At 73.4% G+C, this 17,818-nt stretch carries 20 protein-coding genes; 18 read left to right on the plus strand and 2 right to left on the minus strand.

Translation table 11 applies throughout. The features are described from left to right. Positions 1-36: 36 nt before the first annotated feature. The 4 genes from BCAV_RS10215 (at position 37) to BCAV_RS10230 (ending at position 3,271) form a co-directional block, all read left to right on the plus strand. Complete coding sequence (locus BCAV_RS10215; RefSeq protein WP_015882518.1) at positions 37-813, plus strand: hypothetical protein; 777 nt, start codon at positions 37-39, stop codon at positions 811-813. Then, positions 810-1,634: an isocitrate lyase/PEP mutase family protein gene (locus BCAV_RS10220; protein ID WP_015882519.1), complete on the plus strand. Its 825-nt coding sequence runs from the start codon at positions 810-812 to the stop codon at positions 1,632-1,634. The genes BCAV_RS10215 and BCAV_RS10220 overlap by 4 nt, the downstream gene beginning before the upstream one ends. Positions 1,635-1,670: 36 nt before the next feature. Beyond that, positions 1,671-2,501 carry an alpha/beta fold hydrolase gene (locus BCAV_RS10225; RefSeq protein ID WP_015882520.1) on the plus strand — a complete coding sequence of 277 codons (831 nt, stop codon included), beginning with the start codon at positions 1,671-1,673 and terminating at the stop codon, positions 2,499-2,501. 137 nt (positions 2,502-2,638) lie between these two features. Further along, entirely contained in the window at positions 2,639-3,271 is a 633-nt protein-coding gene (locus BCAV_RS10230) for a helix-turn-helix domain-containing protein (protein ID WP_083770161.1), read from the plus strand. Here BCAV_RS10230 and BCAV_RS10235 read toward each other — a convergent pair. Both BCAV_RS10235 and BCAV_RS10240 read right to left on the minus strand, forming a co-directional pair. Then, entirely contained in the window at positions 3,256-3,825 is a 570-nt protein-coding gene (locus BCAV_RS10235) for a dihydrofolate reductase family protein (protein ID WP_015882522.1), read from the minus strand. The two genes, BCAV_RS10230 and BCAV_RS10235, sit on opposite strands and share 16 nt — an antisense overlap. Before the next feature lie 37 nt (positions 3,826-3,862). Then, on the minus strand, positions 3,863-4,714 hold the full coding sequence (locus BCAV_RS10240; RefSeq protein ID WP_015882523.1) for a serine hydrolase domain-containing protein: 852 nt from the start codon (positions 4,712-4,714) through the stop codon (positions 3,863-3,865). Positions 4,715-4,959: 245 nt separating this feature from the next. Here BCAV_RS10240 and BCAV_RS10245 point away from each other — a divergent pair, with 245 nt between their 5' ends. From BCAV_RS10245 to gmk, 14 genes are all read left to right on the plus strand, one after another. Then, complete coding sequence (locus BCAV_RS10245) at positions 4,960-5,589, plus strand: hypothetical protein (RefSeq protein WP_015882524.1); 630 nt, start codon at positions 4,960-4,962, stop codon at positions 5,587-5,589. Positions 5,590-5,610: 21 nt separating this feature from the next. Further along, positions 5,611-6,000 (plus strand): hypothetical protein, encoded by a 390-nt coding sequence (locus BCAV_RS10250; RefSeq protein ID WP_015882525.1) that lies wholly within the window; start codon positions 5,611-5,613, stop codon positions 5,998-6,000. Between the two features lie 32 nt (positions 6,001-6,032). Then, positions 6,033-6,593: an elongation factor P gene (gene efp / locus BCAV_RS10255; RefSeq protein ID WP_015882526.1), complete on the plus strand. Its 561-nt coding sequence runs from the start codon at positions 6,033-6,035 to the stop codon at positions 6,591-6,593. A gap of 3 nt (positions 6,594-6,596) precedes the next feature. Next, positions 6,597-7,058, plus strand: coding sequence for a transcription antitermination factor NusB (gene nusB, locus BCAV_RS10260; protein ID WP_015882527.1), 462 nt, complete (start codon positions 6,597-6,599; stop codon positions 7,056-7,058). Between the two features lie 60 nt (positions 7,059-7,118). Beyond that, positions 7,119-7,697, plus strand: a complete 579-nt coding sequence (gene pyrR / locus BCAV_RS10265; protein WP_015882528.1) for a bifunctional pyr operon transcriptional regulator/uracil phosphoribosyltransferase PyrR — start codon at positions 7,119-7,121, stop codon at positions 7,695-7,697. Continuing rightward, on the plus strand, positions 7,694-8,692 hold the full coding sequence (locus BCAV_RS10270) for an aspartate carbamoyltransferase catalytic subunit (protein ID WP_015882529.1): 999 nt from the start codon (positions 7,694-7,696) through the stop codon (positions 8,690-8,692). Before pyrR ends, BCAV_RS10270 begins: the two co-directional genes overlap by 4 nt. Next, complete coding sequence (locus BCAV_RS10275) at positions 8,689-9,987, plus strand: dihydroorotase (RefSeq protein ID WP_015882530.1); 1,299 nt, start codon at positions 8,689-8,691, stop codon at positions 9,985-9,987. Before BCAV_RS10270 ends, BCAV_RS10275 begins: the two co-directional genes overlap by 4 nt. Further along, positions 9,984-10,547: a PH-like domain-containing protein gene (locus tag BCAV_RS10280; RefSeq protein ID WP_015882531.1), complete on the plus strand. Its 564-nt coding sequence runs from the start codon at positions 9,984-9,986 to the stop codon at positions 10,545-10,547. The genes BCAV_RS10275 and BCAV_RS10280 overlap by 4 nt, the downstream gene beginning before the upstream one ends. Next, a complete protein-coding gene (gene carA, locus BCAV_RS10285) occupies positions 10,544-11,761 on the plus strand; it encodes a glutamine-hydrolyzing carbamoyl-phosphate synthase small subunit (RefSeq protein WP_015882532.1) in 1,218 nt (405 codons plus the stop codon). The genes BCAV_RS10280 and carA overlap by 4 nt, the downstream gene beginning before the upstream one ends. Next, complete coding sequence (carB, locus tag BCAV_RS10290) at positions 11,761-15,090, plus strand: carbamoyl-phosphate synthase large subunit (RefSeq protein WP_015882533.1); 3,330 nt, start codon at positions 11,761-11,763, stop codon at positions 15,088-15,090. Before carA ends, carB begins: the two co-directional genes overlap by 1 nt. Beyond that, entirely contained in the window at positions 15,087-15,935 is an 849-nt protein-coding gene (pyrF, locus tag BCAV_RS10295; protein ID WP_015882534.1) for an orotidine-5'-phosphate decarboxylase, read from the plus strand. Before carB ends, pyrF begins: the two co-directional genes overlap by 4 nt. A 26-nt stretch (positions 15,936-15,961) precedes the next feature. Then, the gene (locus tag BCAV_RS10300) at positions 15,962-16,774 is read left to right on the plus strand and encodes a tyrosine-protein phosphatase (RefSeq protein WP_015882535.1); all 813 of its coding nucleotides are present in this window, start codon (positions 15,962-15,964) and stop codon (positions 16,772-16,774) included. Between the two features lie 90 nt (positions 16,775-16,864). Continuing rightward, entirely contained in the window at positions 16,865-17,176 is a 312-nt protein-coding gene (gene mihF, locus BCAV_RS10305; RefSeq protein WP_015882536.1) for an integration host factor, actinobacterial type, read from the plus strand. 73 nt (positions 17,177-17,249) lie between these two features. Further along, positions 17,250-17,792 (plus strand): guanylate kinase, encoded by a 543-nt coding sequence (gene gmk, locus BCAV_RS10310; RefSeq protein ID WP_015882537.1) that lies wholly within the window; start codon positions 17,250-17,252, stop codon positions 17,790-17,792. The last annotated feature ends 26 nt before the right edge of the window (positions 17,793-17,818 follow it).

Here is a 17,818-nt window from a genome sequence, read left to right on the forward strand (position 1 = left end):
GGTGCGTCGAAGTGTTGCCGACGTACCGTCACCACCATGACCCCCGACGTCGTCATCGCCGCGGACCCCGCCGAGACTCTCGCGATCCTGGAGGACCCTGCGTATCGCGTCCCGCCCGCGCCGGCGGCGACAGCCCCGCTCGCCCGCCTGCGGGCTCTCGCGTCGCGCTTCGTGGACGGCCCGGTGCACGCGGACCGGCGCGCCCGCCAGGAGGCACTGCTCGCAGGGCTGGACCCGGCGACGCTCGCGGCCGCCGCACGCCGCCTCGCCGCCGAGCGACTCGGCGCAGCGGGCTCGTCGGCGTCGGCTGTTGCTCGCCACGTGCCGGTGGCTGTGCTCGCCGGCGCGCTCGGCTTCGCACACCCCGCGGACCTCCCGATCGTCGTCGCGCGGGTGGCGGGCGCGTATCGCGACGGCGTCGCGACCCCCGACGCCGACGCCGCGGCCACCGAGCTGTTACGCGCGTCCCCCGGCCACGACGAGCCCGAACGGGCGCTGCGGGTCCAGCTCCTCGTGCAGGCCTACGCGGCCACCGCGACACTCATCGAGAGCCTGCTCCGCGCCGGCGCGTCCGACCGGGCGACGACCCGCCGCCTCCTGCTGCACGACCCGCCGGTGGCGTCGACGCGCCGCGTGGGCCCGGGCGGCAAGGGAGTGGCGGTGCCGCTCGCGGGCCCCGCCGCACGCCGGACGCCCACGGGCACGCTCGCGTTCGGGGCGGGGGCGCACGCCTGCCCGGGGCAGGAGCACGCCGTGGCGATCGCCGTCGCCGTCGCTGGTGTGCTCTCGACGACCGGCGGGAGCGTCCGATGAGCCCCGGGGAGTTCCGGAGGCGGCACCGTCCCGGTGCCCCGCTCCTGCTGCCGAACGCCTGGGACCTCGCGTCCGCCCGGTGGTTGGTCGGCGCAGGGTTCGACGTCGTCGGGACCACGAGCCTCGGCGTCGCGTTCGCCGCCGGCAAGCCGGACGGCTCCGGCGCGATCGCCGAGGAGACATCCGCCCTCGCCAGCACGCTCACGAGGGCGGGCATCGCCGTCACCGTCGACATCGAGGCCGGCTTCTCCGACGACCCGGACGACGTCGGCCGGTACGCCTCCCGCCTCGCCGCGCTCGGCGTCGTCGGCCTCAACCTCGAGGACTCCGACGGTCGCGGAGGTCTGGTCGACGTGGACCTCGCCGTCGCGAAGGTCGCGGCCGTCGCGCACGCGGCGCCCGAGGTGTTCCTCAACGCCCGGACCGACCCGTTCTGGTTGGCGCGCGGGGATCCGGCCGCCGACCTGGCGGCCGCCGAGGGAACTGCCCTGGAGCGCGGGGTGGCGTACGTCGCCGCCGGGGCGTCCGGCGTGTTCGTTCCGGGTGCTCTGCCACCGGCGACGATGCGCACGCTCGCCGCCCAGCTCCCGGCCCCCCTGAACGTCCTCGTCCAGGAGCGGCTGGGCGTCGCGGAGCTGGCGCGGTCCGGGGTCGCCCGCGTCAGCACCGGGTCCCTGCTGTTCCGCAGCGCTCTCGCGGCCGTGCGCGACGGCGCCGCGGCACTGCGGGGCGTGCCGCCGGCGGGGGTGCCGTCGTACGACGATGTGGCGGGCGCCGGGGCCACCGATCGGGGGATGGGCGACGTCGAGGAGTCCGGATAGCGTGAGGTGATCCGCCTCGCGACCGAAGGAGCCAGCGTGTCCGTCCAGCCCGTCCCGCCTCCGCTCGACACCCCCCGCACCGGGTACGCCCCGATCGGCGACCTGCGGATGTACTACGAGATCCACGGCTCGGGCGGGACGCCGCTCGTGCTGCTGCACGGGGGACTGTTCAACATCGACCTGCAGTTCGGCGAGGTGCTCCCGTACCTCGCCGCGAGCCGGCAGGTCATCGCCGTCGACTTCCAGGCCCACGGCCGCACGAACGACATCGACCGTCCGCTCACGACGGAGAACCTCGCCGGCGACGTCGTCGCGCTGCTGCAGCACCTCGACGTGCCGCGCGCTGACCTGTTCGGCTTCAGCGTCGGCGGCGCCGTCGCGCTACGTCTGGCGATCACGCACCCGGAGCTCGTCCGGAAGGCGGTCGTGTCGTCGGTCTCGTTCCACCCGAGCGGGGACCGGGGGGAGAACACGGACGCGGTCGCGGAGCTGGACGTCAGCATGATCGCCGGCACCCCGATGGAGCAGGAGTACCTCGCGAAGTCGCCGCACCCGGAGAGGCTCCAGGCGCTGCTGGACAAGATCGCCGCGTACGACCACGGGGTAGCGGGCTGGTCCGAGGACGACATCCGCGGCTACGCCGCACCGACGCTCGTCACGGTCGGCGACTGCGACATGGTCAAGCTCGAGCACGTGGTGCGGTTCCTCCAGCTGCGCGGCGGCGACGTCAACGGCGACTTCGACGGCGTCCCCGCGTCCCAGCTGGCCGTCTTCCCGGGCAGCACCCACTTCTTCGGGATGGCGCGCACGAACCTCGTGCAGGACGTCGTGCTGACGTTCCTCGACGCGCCGGAGCCCGCGAGCTGAGCGGGGCGCACGGCGTGCGGTCGGCGCCGGAGGAACGCGGCGCGGCCGGGTCGGCCGGCCTGGCGTTCGTCACCCGATCCTCGGACTCCCCGTGGGTCGACGCGGTGTGGACGTGCACCAGCGACCGCGTGAGTCGGATGACGTCTGTCGCCGCGGCGCGCTGGGGGCTCGTCTTCTGGGAGCACGAGGGGACGGCTCGCGCGGCCGTCACCGGTCCGGAGACGAGGTCCGGCGACGCTCCGGTCCCGGAGGGAGCGGCGTTCGTCGGCATCGAGTTCGCCGTCGGGACGTCCTTGCGCCACGTGCCCACGCCGCTGCTCGTCGATGGCGGGATCGAGCTGCCCGACACGGACCGCGCCTCGTTCCGGCTCGACGGCGCTCGCTTCGAGACGCCCCGGATCGACGACGCCGAGGCACTCGTCGAGCGCCTGGTCCGGGCCGGGACCCTCGTGCGTGACCCCGTGGTGGCTGGAGTCCTGCGCGGCACGTCGCCCCGCACCTCGGCCCGCACGATCCAGCGCCGGTTCCGGGCGGCGACCGGTCTCACGCAGGGTGCCGTCGCCCAGATCGAGCGCGCCCGCACCGCAGCCGTGCTGCTCAGCACGGGCGGTGCGGGCGCCGACGTGGCCGCCACGCTCGGCTATGTCGACGAGCCGCACCTGGCCCGCGCGCTGCGCCGGTATGTGGGACGCACCGCCGGCGCCCTGCGTCGCGGCGTGGGCGGCGCGATCGCGCTCGACCTCGGTCCCTCGGGTCAGCCGACGGCGTAGATCAGCTTCACGATCCCGTTCGGGTAGGCGGTGCTGTCGCGCAGCGTCAGCGCCTGCTTCTCCAGGTCCTCGCGGCTGAAGAGGCCCTTGCCGGCACCGAGCAGGACGGGGAAGACCAGCAGGTGGTAGCGGTCGATCAGGCGCGCCTCCGACAGCCGGCGCGCGAGCTCCGCGCTGCCATGGATGAAGATCGCGCCGCCCGCCGTCGTCTTCGCCTCGGCGACGTCGTCGGTGGACCGCAGGATCGTCGTCGTCCCCCACCCGTCGACGAGCGCCTCCTCGGGAAGCGAGGAGGAGACGACGTACTTCGGGAGGTCCCGGTACGCGGCGTGATCCTCCGAGTCCTTCCAGACCGGCGCGAACGCCTCGTAGCTCCGCCTGCCGAACATCAGCGCCGTGGTGCTCTCCAGCTCCTCGCCCTTCAGGGCGAAGGCCTCGGGCACGAACGGCGTGTCCATGACCCATCCACCGCTGCGGTGTCCCTCCTGCGTCCCTCCCGGCGAGTCCACGACCCCGTCGAGGGACATGAACCCTGTGTAGACCAGCTCCCGCATCCGATTCCTCTCTCGCTCCGCACCCTGCCCGCCCACGCTAGGGGGCGTCAGGGGCCGGCGTCTTGGACGAGAACGACACACCGCCGTGCGCGGTGAGGATCTCGTCCGTCAGGGCGGGCCAGAGCCGGCCGTGGACCTCCGCTCGGAACGACCGCTCGCCGAGGAACGCGGCAACCAGCCCGGCGTCGGGATCCACCCAGAGGAAGCTCCCGGACTGGCCGAAGTGCCCGTACGTGGCGGGGGAGGACTGGGAACCCGTCCAGTGCGGCGACTTGTGGTCCCGGATCTCGTAGCCGAGGCCCCAGTCGTTGTGGTCCTGCTTGCCGAAGCCGGGCAGGACGCCGGCGAGACCGGGGAGCTGCACCGTGCTGGCCTCGTGCGCGAGCTCCGCGGAGATGAGGTGCGGGTGTGCCAGCTCGAGCCCGAGGGCGAGGACGTCGAGCGTGGAGCCCGACGCCGCGTGGGCCGGGCTGCCGTCGAGCGTGGTGGAGTCGAGCTCCAGCGGCTCGATCACCGCACGCCGGACCCAGGAGCCGACGTCCGTGCCGACCGCCGCCGCCACGACGTCTCCGAGCACCTCGAAGCCGAGGTTGGAGTAGACGCGGCGACGCCCCGGCTGCTGGGTCACTCCGCCGGCCTCGAACGGGAGCCCGGACGCGTGGGCCAGCAGGTGGCGCACGGTGGACCCGTCCGGACCGGCGGGGTCGTCCAGGCCGAGGGCGCCGGTGTCGATCGCGGCGAGCGCGGCGAGCGCGGTCAGCGGCTTCGTGACGGACTTCCACGGCAGCACGGCCTCGACGTCACCATCGGTCGAGAGGACGTGCGTCCGGTCGGCCACGGCCAGCGCGACCGGGAAGTCGAAGGAGTCCAGGGTGGGGTAGGTGGCCACGCGACGAGCCTGCCACGTGCGCCACGGGCACGAGCGCCGGCGGGTTCCTCGCAGCTTCCCTCACTTGATCGCGCGCGATCAGTCCACCAGGCTTGATCAGCGACCGCCGAGGGCGAACCGGAGGCAGCATGCTGGGCCTGAGCTGGTGTTCCGAGCGCTCCGGATCGTGGCGCTTTCCTGAAGTCGTCAGACACGATCAGCCACGGACGCTTGATCATGAGTGATCTATCCCATATGTTTGATGCATGTTCGTCGTGACAGCCGACCAGCGCGGGAGCCGCCGAGGGACCGACCTCGTGGAGGAGGCGCTCGCGGAGCTCGCCGCGCTCGTGCCCGAGCCGACAGTCCTGCGGCCCTTCGCCCGCACCGCCGGCGACGAGCTGCAGGGTGTGCTCGCCGACGCCGAGGCGACCGTCACCGTCGCGCTGCACCTCCAGCGCCGAGCGACGTGGAGCGTCGGGATCGGCGTCGGGGCCGGGACCCTCGGAGCGGACACCCGCTCGAGCACCGGCGACGCGTTCTTCCGCGCCCGGGACGCCGTCGAACGCGCCAAGGGCCGCACCGTGCCGGTGCCGCTCGCGCTCGCAGCGGGCGACGCCGGGGCGGCGGTGGGAACGGAGACCGTGCCGGCCCCCGAGGTGGAGGCGCTGCTCCATCTCCTCGCCGCGCTCGTGCGCGACAGGTCCGACGCGACGTGGCGGGTGCTCGACCGCCTCGCCGAGCCCGGGGCCACGGGGAAGGACGCCGCAGCGGCCCTGGCCATCACTCCGCAGGCTGTGAGCGCCCACCGACGCGACGCCCTCTGGGACACCGAACAGGTCGCCCGCCGCGCCGTCGCGACGCTCCTCGGCGCGCTTCCCGACGCGTCGGCCTGAACCCCTGACAGGATCGGGCCCATGCTCCTGACCATCGGCGTCGTCGTGGCCGCCCTCGCCCTCTCGTGCGTCGTCGGCTCCCCGCTCGCGACGTGGGTGCTGCGCCTGTCCGAGGGCACCGGCGCCAAGAAGGCCGCCGCGCTGCGCGCCGGCGAGGTGCTGCGCGGTGGCCTCGTCATCGGCATCCTCGAGCGCCTCGCGGTGACCGGCTCGATCCTGCTCGGTCACCCCGAGGGGATCGCCGTCGTCGTCGCCGTCAAGGGCCTCGGTCGCTTCCCCGAGCTGCGAGCGCGGGAGGGCGAGCAGCCCGGCGTCAGCGACGCCGTGTCGGAGCGCTTCATCATCGGCACCCTCGCCTCGCTGTGCTGGGCGGCGGCGATCGGGGCGCTGGCCAGGCTGCCGCTAAACTAGGGGAGTTTGCGCACCCGAACAGAGAGACTTCCGTGGCCTCCACCAACGACCTCAAGAACGGCCTCGTGCTCGACCTCGACGGCCAGCTCTGGACAGTAGTCGAGTTCCAGCACGTCAAGCCCGGCAAGGGCCCGGCGTTCGTCCGCACCAAGCTCAAGCACGTGCTGTCCGGGAAGACCGTCGACAAGACGTTCAACGCGGGTATCAAGGTGGACACCGCGACGGTCGACAAGCGCGACATGCAGTACCTGTACAAGGACGGCGACGACTTCGTCTTCATGGACAGCTCGGACTACGAGCAGTTCCACGTCGGCCCCCAGATCGTGGGCGACGCGGCGAACTTCATGCTCGAGAACACCGAGGTCATCGTCGCGCTGCACGAGGGCAACCCGCTCTACGTGGAGCTCCCGACGTCCGTCGTGCTCGAGATCACCTACACCGAGCCCGGGCTGCAGGGCGACCGCTCCTCCGCGGGCACGAAGGCGGCGACCGTCGAGACGGGCTACCAGATCCAGGTCCCGCTCTTCCTCGAGATCGGCACCAAGGTCAAGGTCGACACGCGCTCGGGTGACTACCTCGGCCGCGTGAACTGACCCGTGGCAGCTCGCAGGAAGGCGCGCAAACGGGCGCTCGACCTCCTCTACGAGGCCGACCAGAAGGCGGTGTCCGGCGGCGCTCCCGCCAGCGGTGACGCCGTCGCCCTGCTCGCCGAGCGGATCGCGACGCCGCACGGCGAGGCGCCCATGCGGGAGTACACGGTCGAGATCGTCGAGGGCGTCGCGGCGCACCAGGCACGGATCGACGAGCTCCTCGAGACGTACGCCCAGGGGTGGAGCCTCGAGCGGATGCCGGCGGTCGACCGCGCGATCCTGCGCATCGGGGTGTGGGAGCTGCTGTTCAACGACGACGTGCCCGACGCCGTCGCCGTCGACGAAGCGGTGGCCCTCGCTGCCGAGCTCTCGACCGACGACTCGCCGACGTTCGTCAACGGCCTCCTCGGGCAGCTGCTGCGGCTCGCGCCGGTGCTGCGGGACGAGGAGGCCGCCGCGGGCGGCTAGGCTGAGGTTGGACCAACCACCTTTAAGCCCGTCCCGAGAGGCGGGGAAGGAGGAGCCGGGATGAATTCCGGACGGTCCTCCACGGGCACTGTCGTGCTCGCGGAGGACGACATCGCGCGGGCACTGACCCGCATCGCGCACGAGATCCTCGAGCGCAACAAGGGCGCTGACGACGTCGTGCTGCTCGGCATCCCGACGCGCGGCGTGTTCCTCGCCCGTCGCCTGGGCGAGCGCGTCGCGGCCGCCGACGGCGGGGCGCTGCCGAGCGCTGATCTCGTCGGCACCGTCGACATCACCATGCACCGCGACGACCTGCGGCGGCAGCCGACGCGCGCCCTCGAGCCGACCCGGCTCCCGGCCGGCGGCATCGACGACAAGGTCGTGGTGCTCGTCGACGACGTGCTGTTCTCGGGCCGGACCGTGCGGGCCGCGCTCGACGCCCTCTCCGATCTCGGCCGCCCGCGCGCGGTGCAGCTCGCCGTCCTCGTCGACCGGGGGCACCGCGAGCTGCCGATCCGCGCGGACTACGTGGGCAAGAACCTGCCCACCGCGCACGCCGAACGGGTCACGGTGCGCCTGCGCGAGCTCGACGACGCGGATGCCGTGACGATCGTGCCGGCCGAGGGGGAGGGTCGATGAGGCACCTGCTGTCCGCCGCGGACCTCGGGCGCGACGAGGCCGTCGCCCTGCTCGACACCGCGGAGACGATGGCCGACACGCAGTCGAGAGCCATCAAGAAGCTGCCCCCGCTGCGCGGCCTCACCGTGGTCAACCTGTTCTTCGAGGACTCCACGCGGACCCGGATCTCGTTCGAGGCGGCCGCGAAGCGGCTCTCGGCGGACGTCATCAACTTCTCCGCGAAGGGGTCCAGCGTCTCCAAGGGGGAGTCGCTCAAGGACACGGCGCAGACGCTGCAGGCGATGGGGGCGGACGCCGTCGTCGTCCGCCACTGGGCCTCGGGCGCGCCGCACCGGCTCGCGCACGCAGGCTGGATCGCCGCCCCGGTCATCAACGCCGGCGACGGCACCCACCAGCACCCGACGCAGGCCCTGCTCGACGCGTTCACGCTGCGCCGTCGCCTCGCCGGTCCCGACGGGCCCATCGGGACCGATCTCGCCGGGCGGCACGTCGTCGTCGTCGGCGACGTCCTGCACTCCCGCGTCGCCCGCTCGAACGTCGACCTGCTCAGCACGCTCGGCGCCCGCGTGACGCTCGTCGCCCCGCCGACGCTGCTGCCGGTCGGCGTCGAGAGCTGGCCGTGCGAGGTGGGCTACGACCTCGACGCCGCGATCGACGCCGGACCCGACGCCGTCATGATGCTGCGCGTCCAGCGGGAGCGGATGAGCTCCGGGTTCTTCCCGTCCGAGCGCGAGTACGCGCGGGCCTACGGGCTCGACGCCGCCCGCGTGTCCAGGCTCGGGAAACACGCGCTCGTCATGCATCCCGGACCGATGAACCGAGGGCTCGAGATCTCGGCCGACGCGGCGGACTCCGCCCGCTCGACTGTCGTCGAGCAGGTCACGAACGGCGTCTCCGTGCGGATGGCCGTCCTGTACACGCTGCTCGCGGGCGGCCCCGACGGCGACTCGACCACCAGCCCGGGCTCCGGCCCGGAGGGAGGCACCACTCCATGACGTACCTCGTGCGGGGCGCGGCCCCGCTCGGCGGCGAAGCGACCGACCTCCTGCTGGGCGACGGTCGGATCCTCGCGACGGGACCCGACGCGGCCCGTGAGGCGCCGTCCGACGTCGTCCGGATCGACGCCGACGGGCTCGTGGCCCTGCCCGGCCTCGTCGACCTCCACACCCACCTGCGCGAACCCGGCCGCGAGGACACGGAGACCGTGTTCAGCGGCACCCGGGCCGCCGCCGTCGGCGGGTTCACCGCCGTGCACGCGATGGCGAACACCCAGCCGGTGGCCGACACCGCGGGCGTCGTCGAGCAGGTGTGGCGGCTCGGGCGCGACGCCGGGTGGGTGGACGTGCGCCCGGTCGGCGCTGTCACGGTCGGCCTCGCGGGGGAGCGGCTCGCCGAGCTCGGCGCGATGGCGCACTCCGCCGCGCGCGTGCGGGTGTTCTCCGACGACGGGAAGTGCGTGGCCGACCCGGTCCTCATGCGCCGGGCGCTCGAGTACACGAAGGCGTTCGACGGCGTCGTCGCCCAGCACGCGCAGGAGCCGCGCCTCACCGAGGGCGCACAGATGCACGAGGGCGTCGTGTCGGCCGAGGTCGGGCTCACGGGCTGGCCGGCGGTGGCCGAGGAGGCGATCATCGCGCGCGACGTCCTGCTGGCCGAGCACGTGGGTGCCCGCATCCACATCTGCCACCTCTCGACGGCCGGCTCCGTGGAGATCGTCCGCTGGGCGAAGTCGCGCGGGATCGACGTCACGGCCGAGGTCACGCCGCACCACCTGCTGCTCACGGACGAGCTCGCGCGCACGTACGACCCGAGCTTCAAGGTCAACCCGCCGCTGCGGACGTCGGAGGACGTCGCCGCCGTCCGGGCCGGTCTGGCCGACGGGACGATCGACGTCGTCGCGACCGACCACGCCCCGCACGCCGTCGAGGACAAGGACTGCGAGTGGTCCGCCGCGGCGTTCGGCATGACGGGCCTGGAGACGGCGCTGTCCGTGGTGCAGGCCACGATGGTCGACGACGGCCCGTTCGGCTGGGCGGACGTCGCCCGCGTCCTGTCCGTGACACCCGCGGTCATCGGGCGGGTCGCCGACCACGGCCGCCCCCTCGCCGTCGGTGAGCCCGCGAACGTCACGCTCGTCGACCCGTCCGCGCGCACCGTCGTCGACGGTGCCGCGCACCTGAGCGCGAGCCGCAACACGCCGTTCGCCGGACGCGAGCTGCCGGGAGCCGTGCTCTGGACGTTCCTGCGGGGCCGCGCCGTCGTGCGCGACGGGAAGCCGGAGGACGCATGACCTACCCCGTCGCCACGATCCTCCTGGCCCTGCTCGCGGTGGCCCTGCTCGCCGCGATGTGGTGGGGCTGGCAGCGCCGCGCCCGGCGCACCGGCGCGGGTCTGCCGGACGTCCCGGCCGCTCCGGCGCCCGACGGCGTCACGCCGCTCCTCGCCGGCGTCGAGGGCGTGTACGTGTCCTCGACCCGAGCGGGCGACTGGCTCGACCGCGTGGCGGCGCAGGACCTCGGGATCCGGTCGCCGGTCGTCGTCACCGTCCGGCCCGACGGCGTCCTGCTGAGCAGGACGGGCGCCCGCGACGTCTTCGTCCCCGCGGCCGACCTCCTGGCCGTGCGCCGCGACGCCGGGATCGCCGGGAAGGTCGTCGGGCGCGGCGGCCTGGTCGTGCTCACGTGGCGGCTCGGCGAGCAGACGCTCGACACGGGTGTGAAGCCGCGGCGCGCCGCCGACCGGGACGCGCTCGTGCGCGCCACCGAGACCCTGCTGGGCACGACCGCCGGGCACTCCGCGACGCCGTCGGCGCCCGTGCCTTCCACCCCGACGAACGAGGACAGCGAGTGAACGCCGCATCGACCCATCCGGACCCCGCGCTGCTCGTGCTCGAGGACGGCACAGTGTTCCGCGGACGGGCCTGGGGCGCCCGAGGTGCCAGCGTCGGTGAGATCGTCTTCTCGACCGGGATGACCGGGTACCAGGAGACGCTCACCGATCCGAGCTACCACCGCCAGATCGTGGTGATGACCGCGCCGCACATCGGGAACACCGGGGTCAACGACGAGGACCCCGAGTCCCGGCGCATCTGGGTGGCCGGGTTCGTCGTCCGGGACCCTGCACGACGGTCCTCGAACTGGCGGTCTCGTCGCGACCTCGGCGCCGAGCTCGGGGAGCAGGGGATCGTGTCGATCGCCGAGATCGACACGCGAGCCCTCACCCGTCACCTGCGCGACGCCGGCGTCATGCGCGCCGGGATCTTCTCGGGCGAGGCGTATCCGGCCCTGCCCGGCCCGCTCGGCGAGGCGGAGCTGGTGGAGCGGGTCCGCTCGGCACCCGCGATGGCCGGCGCCAACCTCGCGAAGGAGGTCACGGCTGCGGAGCCGTACACGATCGAGCCGATCGGGGAGTGGGACGAGCCGATCGGGACCGTCGTCGCCGTCGACCTCGGCATCAAGTCGATGACGCCCACGCGGCTCGCCGAGCGCGGGCTGCGGGTGCACGTCGTCCCCACGGGACTGTCGATCGACGAGCTCGCGGCGTACTCACCGGACGGCGTGTTCTTCAGCAACGGACCCGGCGACCCCGACGCCATGGAGGACGAGGTCGCGCTGCTGCGCGAGGTGCTCGACCGGCGCACACCGTTCTTCGGCATCTGCTTCGGCAACCAGATCCTCGGCCGGGCGCTCGGCTTCGGGACGTACAAGCTGACGTTCGGGCACCGCGGGATCAACCAGCCGGTGAAGGACGTCCGCACGGGCAAGGTCGAGATCACGTCCCAGAACCACGGCTTCGCCGTCGACGCCCCGATCGGACGCCCCGCGACAGCGCCCTTCGACGGCGGCCGCTACGGCCGGGTGATCGTCTCGCACGTCGGCCTCAACGACGACGTGGTCGAAGGGCTCGCCTGCCTCGACGTCCCGGCCTTCTCGGTGCAGTACCACCCCGAGGCCGCGGCGGGACCGCACGACGCCGCGTACCTGTTCGACCGGTTCGTCGACCTGATCCAGGAGCACCGCGACGCTGCGCCCCAGCAGCCCACACACGAGGAGGGGCGGGCCTGATGCCGCGCCGCACAGATCTGACGAGCGTGCTCGTCATCGGGTCGGGACCGATCGTCATCGGGCAGGCCGCCGAGTTCGACTACTCCGGCACCCAGGCGTGCCGGGTGCTCCGCGAGGAGGGCCTCCGGGTCATCCTCGTGAACTCGAACCCGGCCACGATCATGACGGACCCCGAGTTCGCCGACGCCACGTACGTCGAGCCGATCACGCCGGAGGTCGTGGCGTCGATCATCGCGAAGGAGCGGCCCGACGCGCTGCTCCCGACGCTCGGCGGGCAGACCGCCCTCAACACGGCCATCGCGTTGCACGAGGCGGGCGTCCTGGCCGAGTACGACGTCGAGCTCATCGGTGCCAACATCGAGGCCATCCACCTCGCCGAGGACCGGGACCAGTTCAAGGGCGTCGTCGAGCGGTGCGGGGCCGAGTCGGCCCGCTCGCACATCGCGCACACGATCGAGGAGGTGCTCGAGGCCGCCCGTGACCTCGGGTACCCGCTCGTCGTCCGGCCGTCCTTCACGATGGGCGGCCTCGGGTCCGGCATCGCGTACGACGAGGCCGACCTGCGTCGCATCGCCGGCGCCGGGCTCCACTACTCACCGACCACCGAGGTGCTCCTCGAGGAGTCGATCCTCGGCTGGAAGGAGTACGAGCTGGAGCTCATGCGCGACCGGAACGACAACGTCGTCGTCGTGTGCTCCATCGAGAACGTCGACCCGGTCGGCGTGCACACGGGCGACTCGATCACCGTCGCCCCGGCGCTCACGCTCACGGACCGCGAGTACCAGCGGCTGCGCGACGTCGGCATCGCCGTCATCCGCGAGGTCGGCGTCGACACGGGCGGCTGCAACATCCAGTTCGCCGTGCACCCGGACACGGGTCGCGTCGTCGTCATCGAGATGAACCCGCGCGTGTCGCGCTCCTCGGCGCTCGCGTCGAAGGCCACGGGCTTCCCGATCGCGAAGATCGCGGCGCGGCTCGCCGTCGGGTACACGCTCGACGAGATCCCGAACGACATCACGGGCTCCACGCCCGCGTCGTTCGAGCCGACGCTCGACTACGTCGTCGTGAAGGTGCCGCGGTTCGCGTTCGAGAAGTTCCCGGCCGCGGACCCGCTGCTCACGACGACGATGAAGTCCGTCGGCGAGGCCATGGCTCTCGGGCGCAACTTCACCGAGGCCCTGCAGAAGGCGATGCGCTCGATCGACAAGGCGGGCTCGACGTTCCACTGGCGCGGCCAGGCACCTGACCCGGAGCGGACGGCGGCGTTGGTGGACGCCGCGCGCACGCCCACGGAGGGGCGCCTCGTCCAGGTGCAGCAGGCGATCAGGGGCGGCGCGACGCTCGAGGAGCTGTTCGAGGCCACGGCGATCGACCCGTGGTTCCTCGACCAGCTGTTCCTCCTCGAGGAGGTCGCGGGCCGGCTCGCTGCCGTCGACGCGCTCGACGCCGGCGTGCTGGCCCTGGCGAAGCGGCACGGCTTCTCCGACGCGCAGGTCGCCGAGATCCGCGACCTGGGCGAGGCCACGGTCCGGGAGATCCGGCACGCGTACGGCCTGCGCCCGGTGTACAAGACCGTCGACACGTGCGCCGCGGAGTTCGAGGCACGCACGCCGTACCACTACTCGAGCTACGACGCCGAGACGGAGGTGCAGCCGCGGGACCGTCCCGCCGTCCTCATCCTGGGCTCGGGACCGAACCGCATCGGGCAGGGCATCGAGTTCGACTACTCGTGCGTGCACGCCGCCCTCGCGCTCAAGGGCGAGTACGAGACGGTCATGGTCAACTGCAACCCCGAGACCGTCTCCACCGACTACGACACGGCGGACCGGCTGTACTTCGAGCCGCTGACGTTCGAGGACGTGCTCGAGGTCTACCACGCCGAGCTCGCGGTGGGCCCGGTGGCCGGCATCATCGTCCAGCTCGGCGGCCAGACCCCGCTGTCGCTCGCCACGCGCCTCGCCGACGCCGGCCTGCCGATCTGGGGCACGCCACCGGAGGCGATCGACGCCGCGGAGGACCGCGGGGTCTTCGGAGAGGTCCTCGTCGCGGCGGGGCTGCCCGCGCCGGCGTTCGGCACCGCCACCTCGCTCGCGCAGGCACGCGCCGTCGCCGACCGCATCGGCTACCCGGTCCTCGTGCGGCCGTCGTACGTGCTCGGCGGGCGTGGGATGGAGATCGTCTACGACGTCGAGCAGCTCACCGACTACGTCCGGCGCGCCACCCCGACGGACGGGCCGGCGGACGCCCCGGTGTTCGCGTCGCCCGTGCTCATCGACCGGTTCCTCGACGAGGCGATCGAGATCGACGTCGACGCGCTGTACGACGGTCACGAGCTGTTCCTCGGCGGCGTCATGGAGCACATCGAGGAAGCCGGGATCCACTCCGGCGACTCGGCGTGCGTCCTCCCGCCGGTGACGCTCTCGCGCCGCGAGATCGAGCGCATCCGCACGTCGACCGAGGCCATCGCGCGCGGCGTCGGCGTCCGGGGCCTGCTCAACGTCCAGTTCGCGCTCTCGTCCGACGTCCTCTACGTCCTCGAGGCGAACCCGCGGGCGTCGCGCACCGTGCCGTTCGTCGCCAAGGCCACGGGGGTGCCGCTCGCCAAGGCCGCGTCGCTGCTCATGGCGGGGGCGACGATCGCCGACCTGCGCGCCTCGGGACACCTCCCCGCCGTCGACGGGACGTACGCCCACCCGTCGTCGCCGGTGGCCGTCAAGGAAGCGGTCCTGCCGTTCAAGCGGTTCCGCACCCGCGCCGGGACGGTCGTGGACACGGTCCTCGGCCCGGAGATGCGGTCGACGGGCGAGGTCATGGGGTACGACGTCGACGTGCCGGCCGCGTTCGCGAAGTCCCAGGCCGCCGCGTACGGCGGCCTGCCGACGTCCGGCCGCGTCTTCGTCTCGGTCGCGGACCGCGACAAGCGCTCGATCGTGTTCCCGGTCGCGCGGCTGGTCGAGCTCGGGTTCGAGATCCTCGCGACCACCGGCACGGCCGACGTGCTCCGCCGGTACGGGATCGACTCGCGCGTCGTGCGCAAGGCGTCCGACGGCAGGGGACCGGACGGCGAGCTGACGGTCGTGGACCTCATCACCGCCGGTGAGATCGACATGGTGGTCAACACGCCCAACGGGCAGGGGGCGCGCGCGGACGGCTACGACATCCGCACCGCCACGACGGCCGCCGACAAGCCCATCGTCACCACCACGCAGCAGTTCGCTGCGGCGGTGCTCGGCATCGAGGCGATCCGGCGGGGACCCTTCGCCGTCGCCTCCCTCCAGGAGCACGACGCCGCCCGCGCGGCCCGGGAGACCGAAGGAGTCCACGCATGACACGACGGAAGCCGTTCGGCGAGCGTCTGCACGCGGCGATCGACGCACGCGGCCGCCTGTGCGTGGGGATCGACCCGCACCCACCGCTGCTGCGCGCCTGGGGCCTCGCCGACGACGCCGCGGGCGTGCGGGAGTTCTCGCTGCGTGTCGTGGAGGCGCTCGGCGGGCGGGTGGCCGTGTTCAAGCCGCAGTCCGCGTTCTACGAGCGGCACGGCTCCGCCGGTGTCGCGGCGCTCGAGGAGACGATCGCCGCGGCTCGCGCGGCCGACACCCTCACGCTCGTGGACGCCAAGCGCGGCGACATCGACTCGACGATGCGGGCCTACGCCGACGCGTACCTCGCCGACGGCTCGCCGCTCGCGGGCGACGCCGTGACCATCTCGCCGTACCTGGGGTTCGCCTCGCTCGCCCCGGCGGTCGAGACGGCGCTCGAGAGCGGACGCGGGGTCTTCGTCCTCGCGCTCACCTCCAACCCGGAGGGGGGAACCGTGCAGCGTGCCCAGGCCGACGGCACCACCGTGGCGGCGTCCATGGCCCGGGCCGCTGCCCGGCTCAACGCTGCCGAGGTGGCCGACGGCGCCCCGCTCGGCAGCGTCGGCCTCGTCGTCGGGGCGACGGTCCCCGACCTCCCGGACGACGTCGACCTCGCCGACGTCCGGGGTCCGCTCCTCGCCCCTGGCTACGGCGCCCAGGGCGCCCGCGGAGCGCAGCTGCGCGCCCTGTTCGGCGACGCGTGGGGCGCCGTGCTGCCGTCGACCTCCCGCGAGGTGCTCGCCGCCGGGCCCGACGCGGCGGGGCTCCGCGCGGCGGCCGACAGCGCGCTGGCGGACGTCACCGCCGCCTAGCGGGGACATCGCATAGGTTGGCTGGCGTGACCGACTCGATCCCCGCGACGTCCCAGGTCGCCGTCGACCTGCCCGGCAGCTGGAACGCCCGCGACTCCGCGACCCTCACGGGAACGCGGGCGGGTGTGCTCTGGCGGTCGGCCACGCTGAGCGAGCTCACCGACGCGGGGCGTGCCCGGCTCGCCGAGCTCGGCGTGCGGACGGTGGTGGACCTGCGCAGCCCGGTCGAGGTGGAGCGCGACGGCGTCGACACCGCCGGCGGCGACGTCACCGTGCACGCGCTGCCGGTCACTGCCGGCGCGCAGGTGCCGGGCGCCGTGGTTGCGGCGGAGCACCACGGCGGTGCGCCGTCGGGCGACGGCTACCTCGCGGCGCTGCGCGCGATGCTCACGCAGGGCGACCCGGGCCAGGGGGCCGCCCAGTTCATGGAGGACACGTACCGAGCGATCGTCACGGACCCCGCCTCGACCGAGGCGCTCGGCACCGCCCTCCAGCTCGTCGCCACGTCGCCGGGCCCGGTGCTCGTGCACTGCGCGGCTGGGAAGGACCGCACCGGGCTGCTCGTCTCGACGGCCCAGCGACTCGTGGGCGTGCCGACGGATCGCGTCGAGGCCGACTTCCTCTACTCGAACCGGGCAGCGGACCAGCACCGGATCGGGATCTCCGCGGACGGTCTCGACCCTGCCTACCTGCAGCCGCTCCGGCGGGTGAGCCTGCGCTACCTCCACGCCGCCTGGGAGGAGGTCGACGCCGTCCACGGCGGGTTCGACGGGTATCGGCGCGCCCTCGGCGTCGACGACGCGCTGCTGGCCGCTCTGCGCGCCCGGCTCGCCGGCTGACCCGCCCCGGGCGGCCGGTGCGGATTGCCGCACCCCCAGGGGATCGCTAGGTTGCCGTACATCCCACCGCGCACGACCGAGGAGACGACCGTGGCACTTCCTGAGCTGACCCCCGAGCAGCGAGCCGCGGCCCTCGCGAAGGCGGCGGAGGCGAGGGCGGTCCGCGCCGAGGTCAAGAACCGGCTCAAGTACTCCCGCGGCTCCCTCTCCGAGGTGATCGAGGCCGGCAAGGCGAACGAGGCGATCGGGAAGCTCAAGGTCGTCGCGCTGCTGGAGTCCCTGCCGGGGGTCGGTAAGGTGACCGCGCGCCAGATCATGTCCGAGGTCGGGATCTCCGAGTCCAGACGGGTCCGTGGTCTCGGGCCGCACCAGGCGGCCGCTCTCGTCGAACGATTCGGCTGAGTCGCGCGCCGACCCGGAAGGACGCCCGATTACCGCCTCGCCTCAGCCCCCGCAGGGCGACGTCCGACTCACCGTGCTCGCCGGACCCACCGCCGTGGGCAAGGGCACCGTCTCCGCCGACATCCGCGAGCGCTATCCCGAGGTGTGGCTCTCGGTCTCGGCGACCACGCGGCCCGCTCGGCCCGGCGAGGTCGACGGCGTCCACTACCACTTCGTCACGGAGGACGAGTTCGACACGATGGTCGCCCAGGGCGATCTCCTCGAGTGGGCCGTCGTGCACGGCCGGCACCGGTACGGGACCCCGCGCCGCGACGTCGAGGTGCATCTCGCCGCCGGGGTGCCGTCGCTCCTCGAGATCGACCTGCAGGGTGCGCGGCAGGTCCGGGAGACCATGCCGACGGCGCGGTTCGTGTTCCTCGCCCCGCCGAGCTGGGAGGAGCTCGTGCGGCGCCTCGTCGGGCGCGGGACCGAGGGCGAGGCGGAGCGCGAACGGCGGCTCGCGACGGCGCGCGTGGAGCTCGCCGCGGAGCCCGAGTTCGACCACGTGATCGTCAACGACGACGTGCATGGTGCCGCCGATGCGCTGATCGCGCTCATGGGGCTCCCGGCCCGGTAGACTACGTCCTGATCCCACCCCAGATC

It is taken from the genome of Beutenbergia cavernae DSM 12333 (genome assembly GCF_000023105.1).
In the GTDB taxonomy this organism is placed as follows: Bacteria; Actinomycetota; Actinomycetes; order Actinomycetales; family Beutenbergiaceae; genus Beutenbergia; species Beutenbergia cavernae.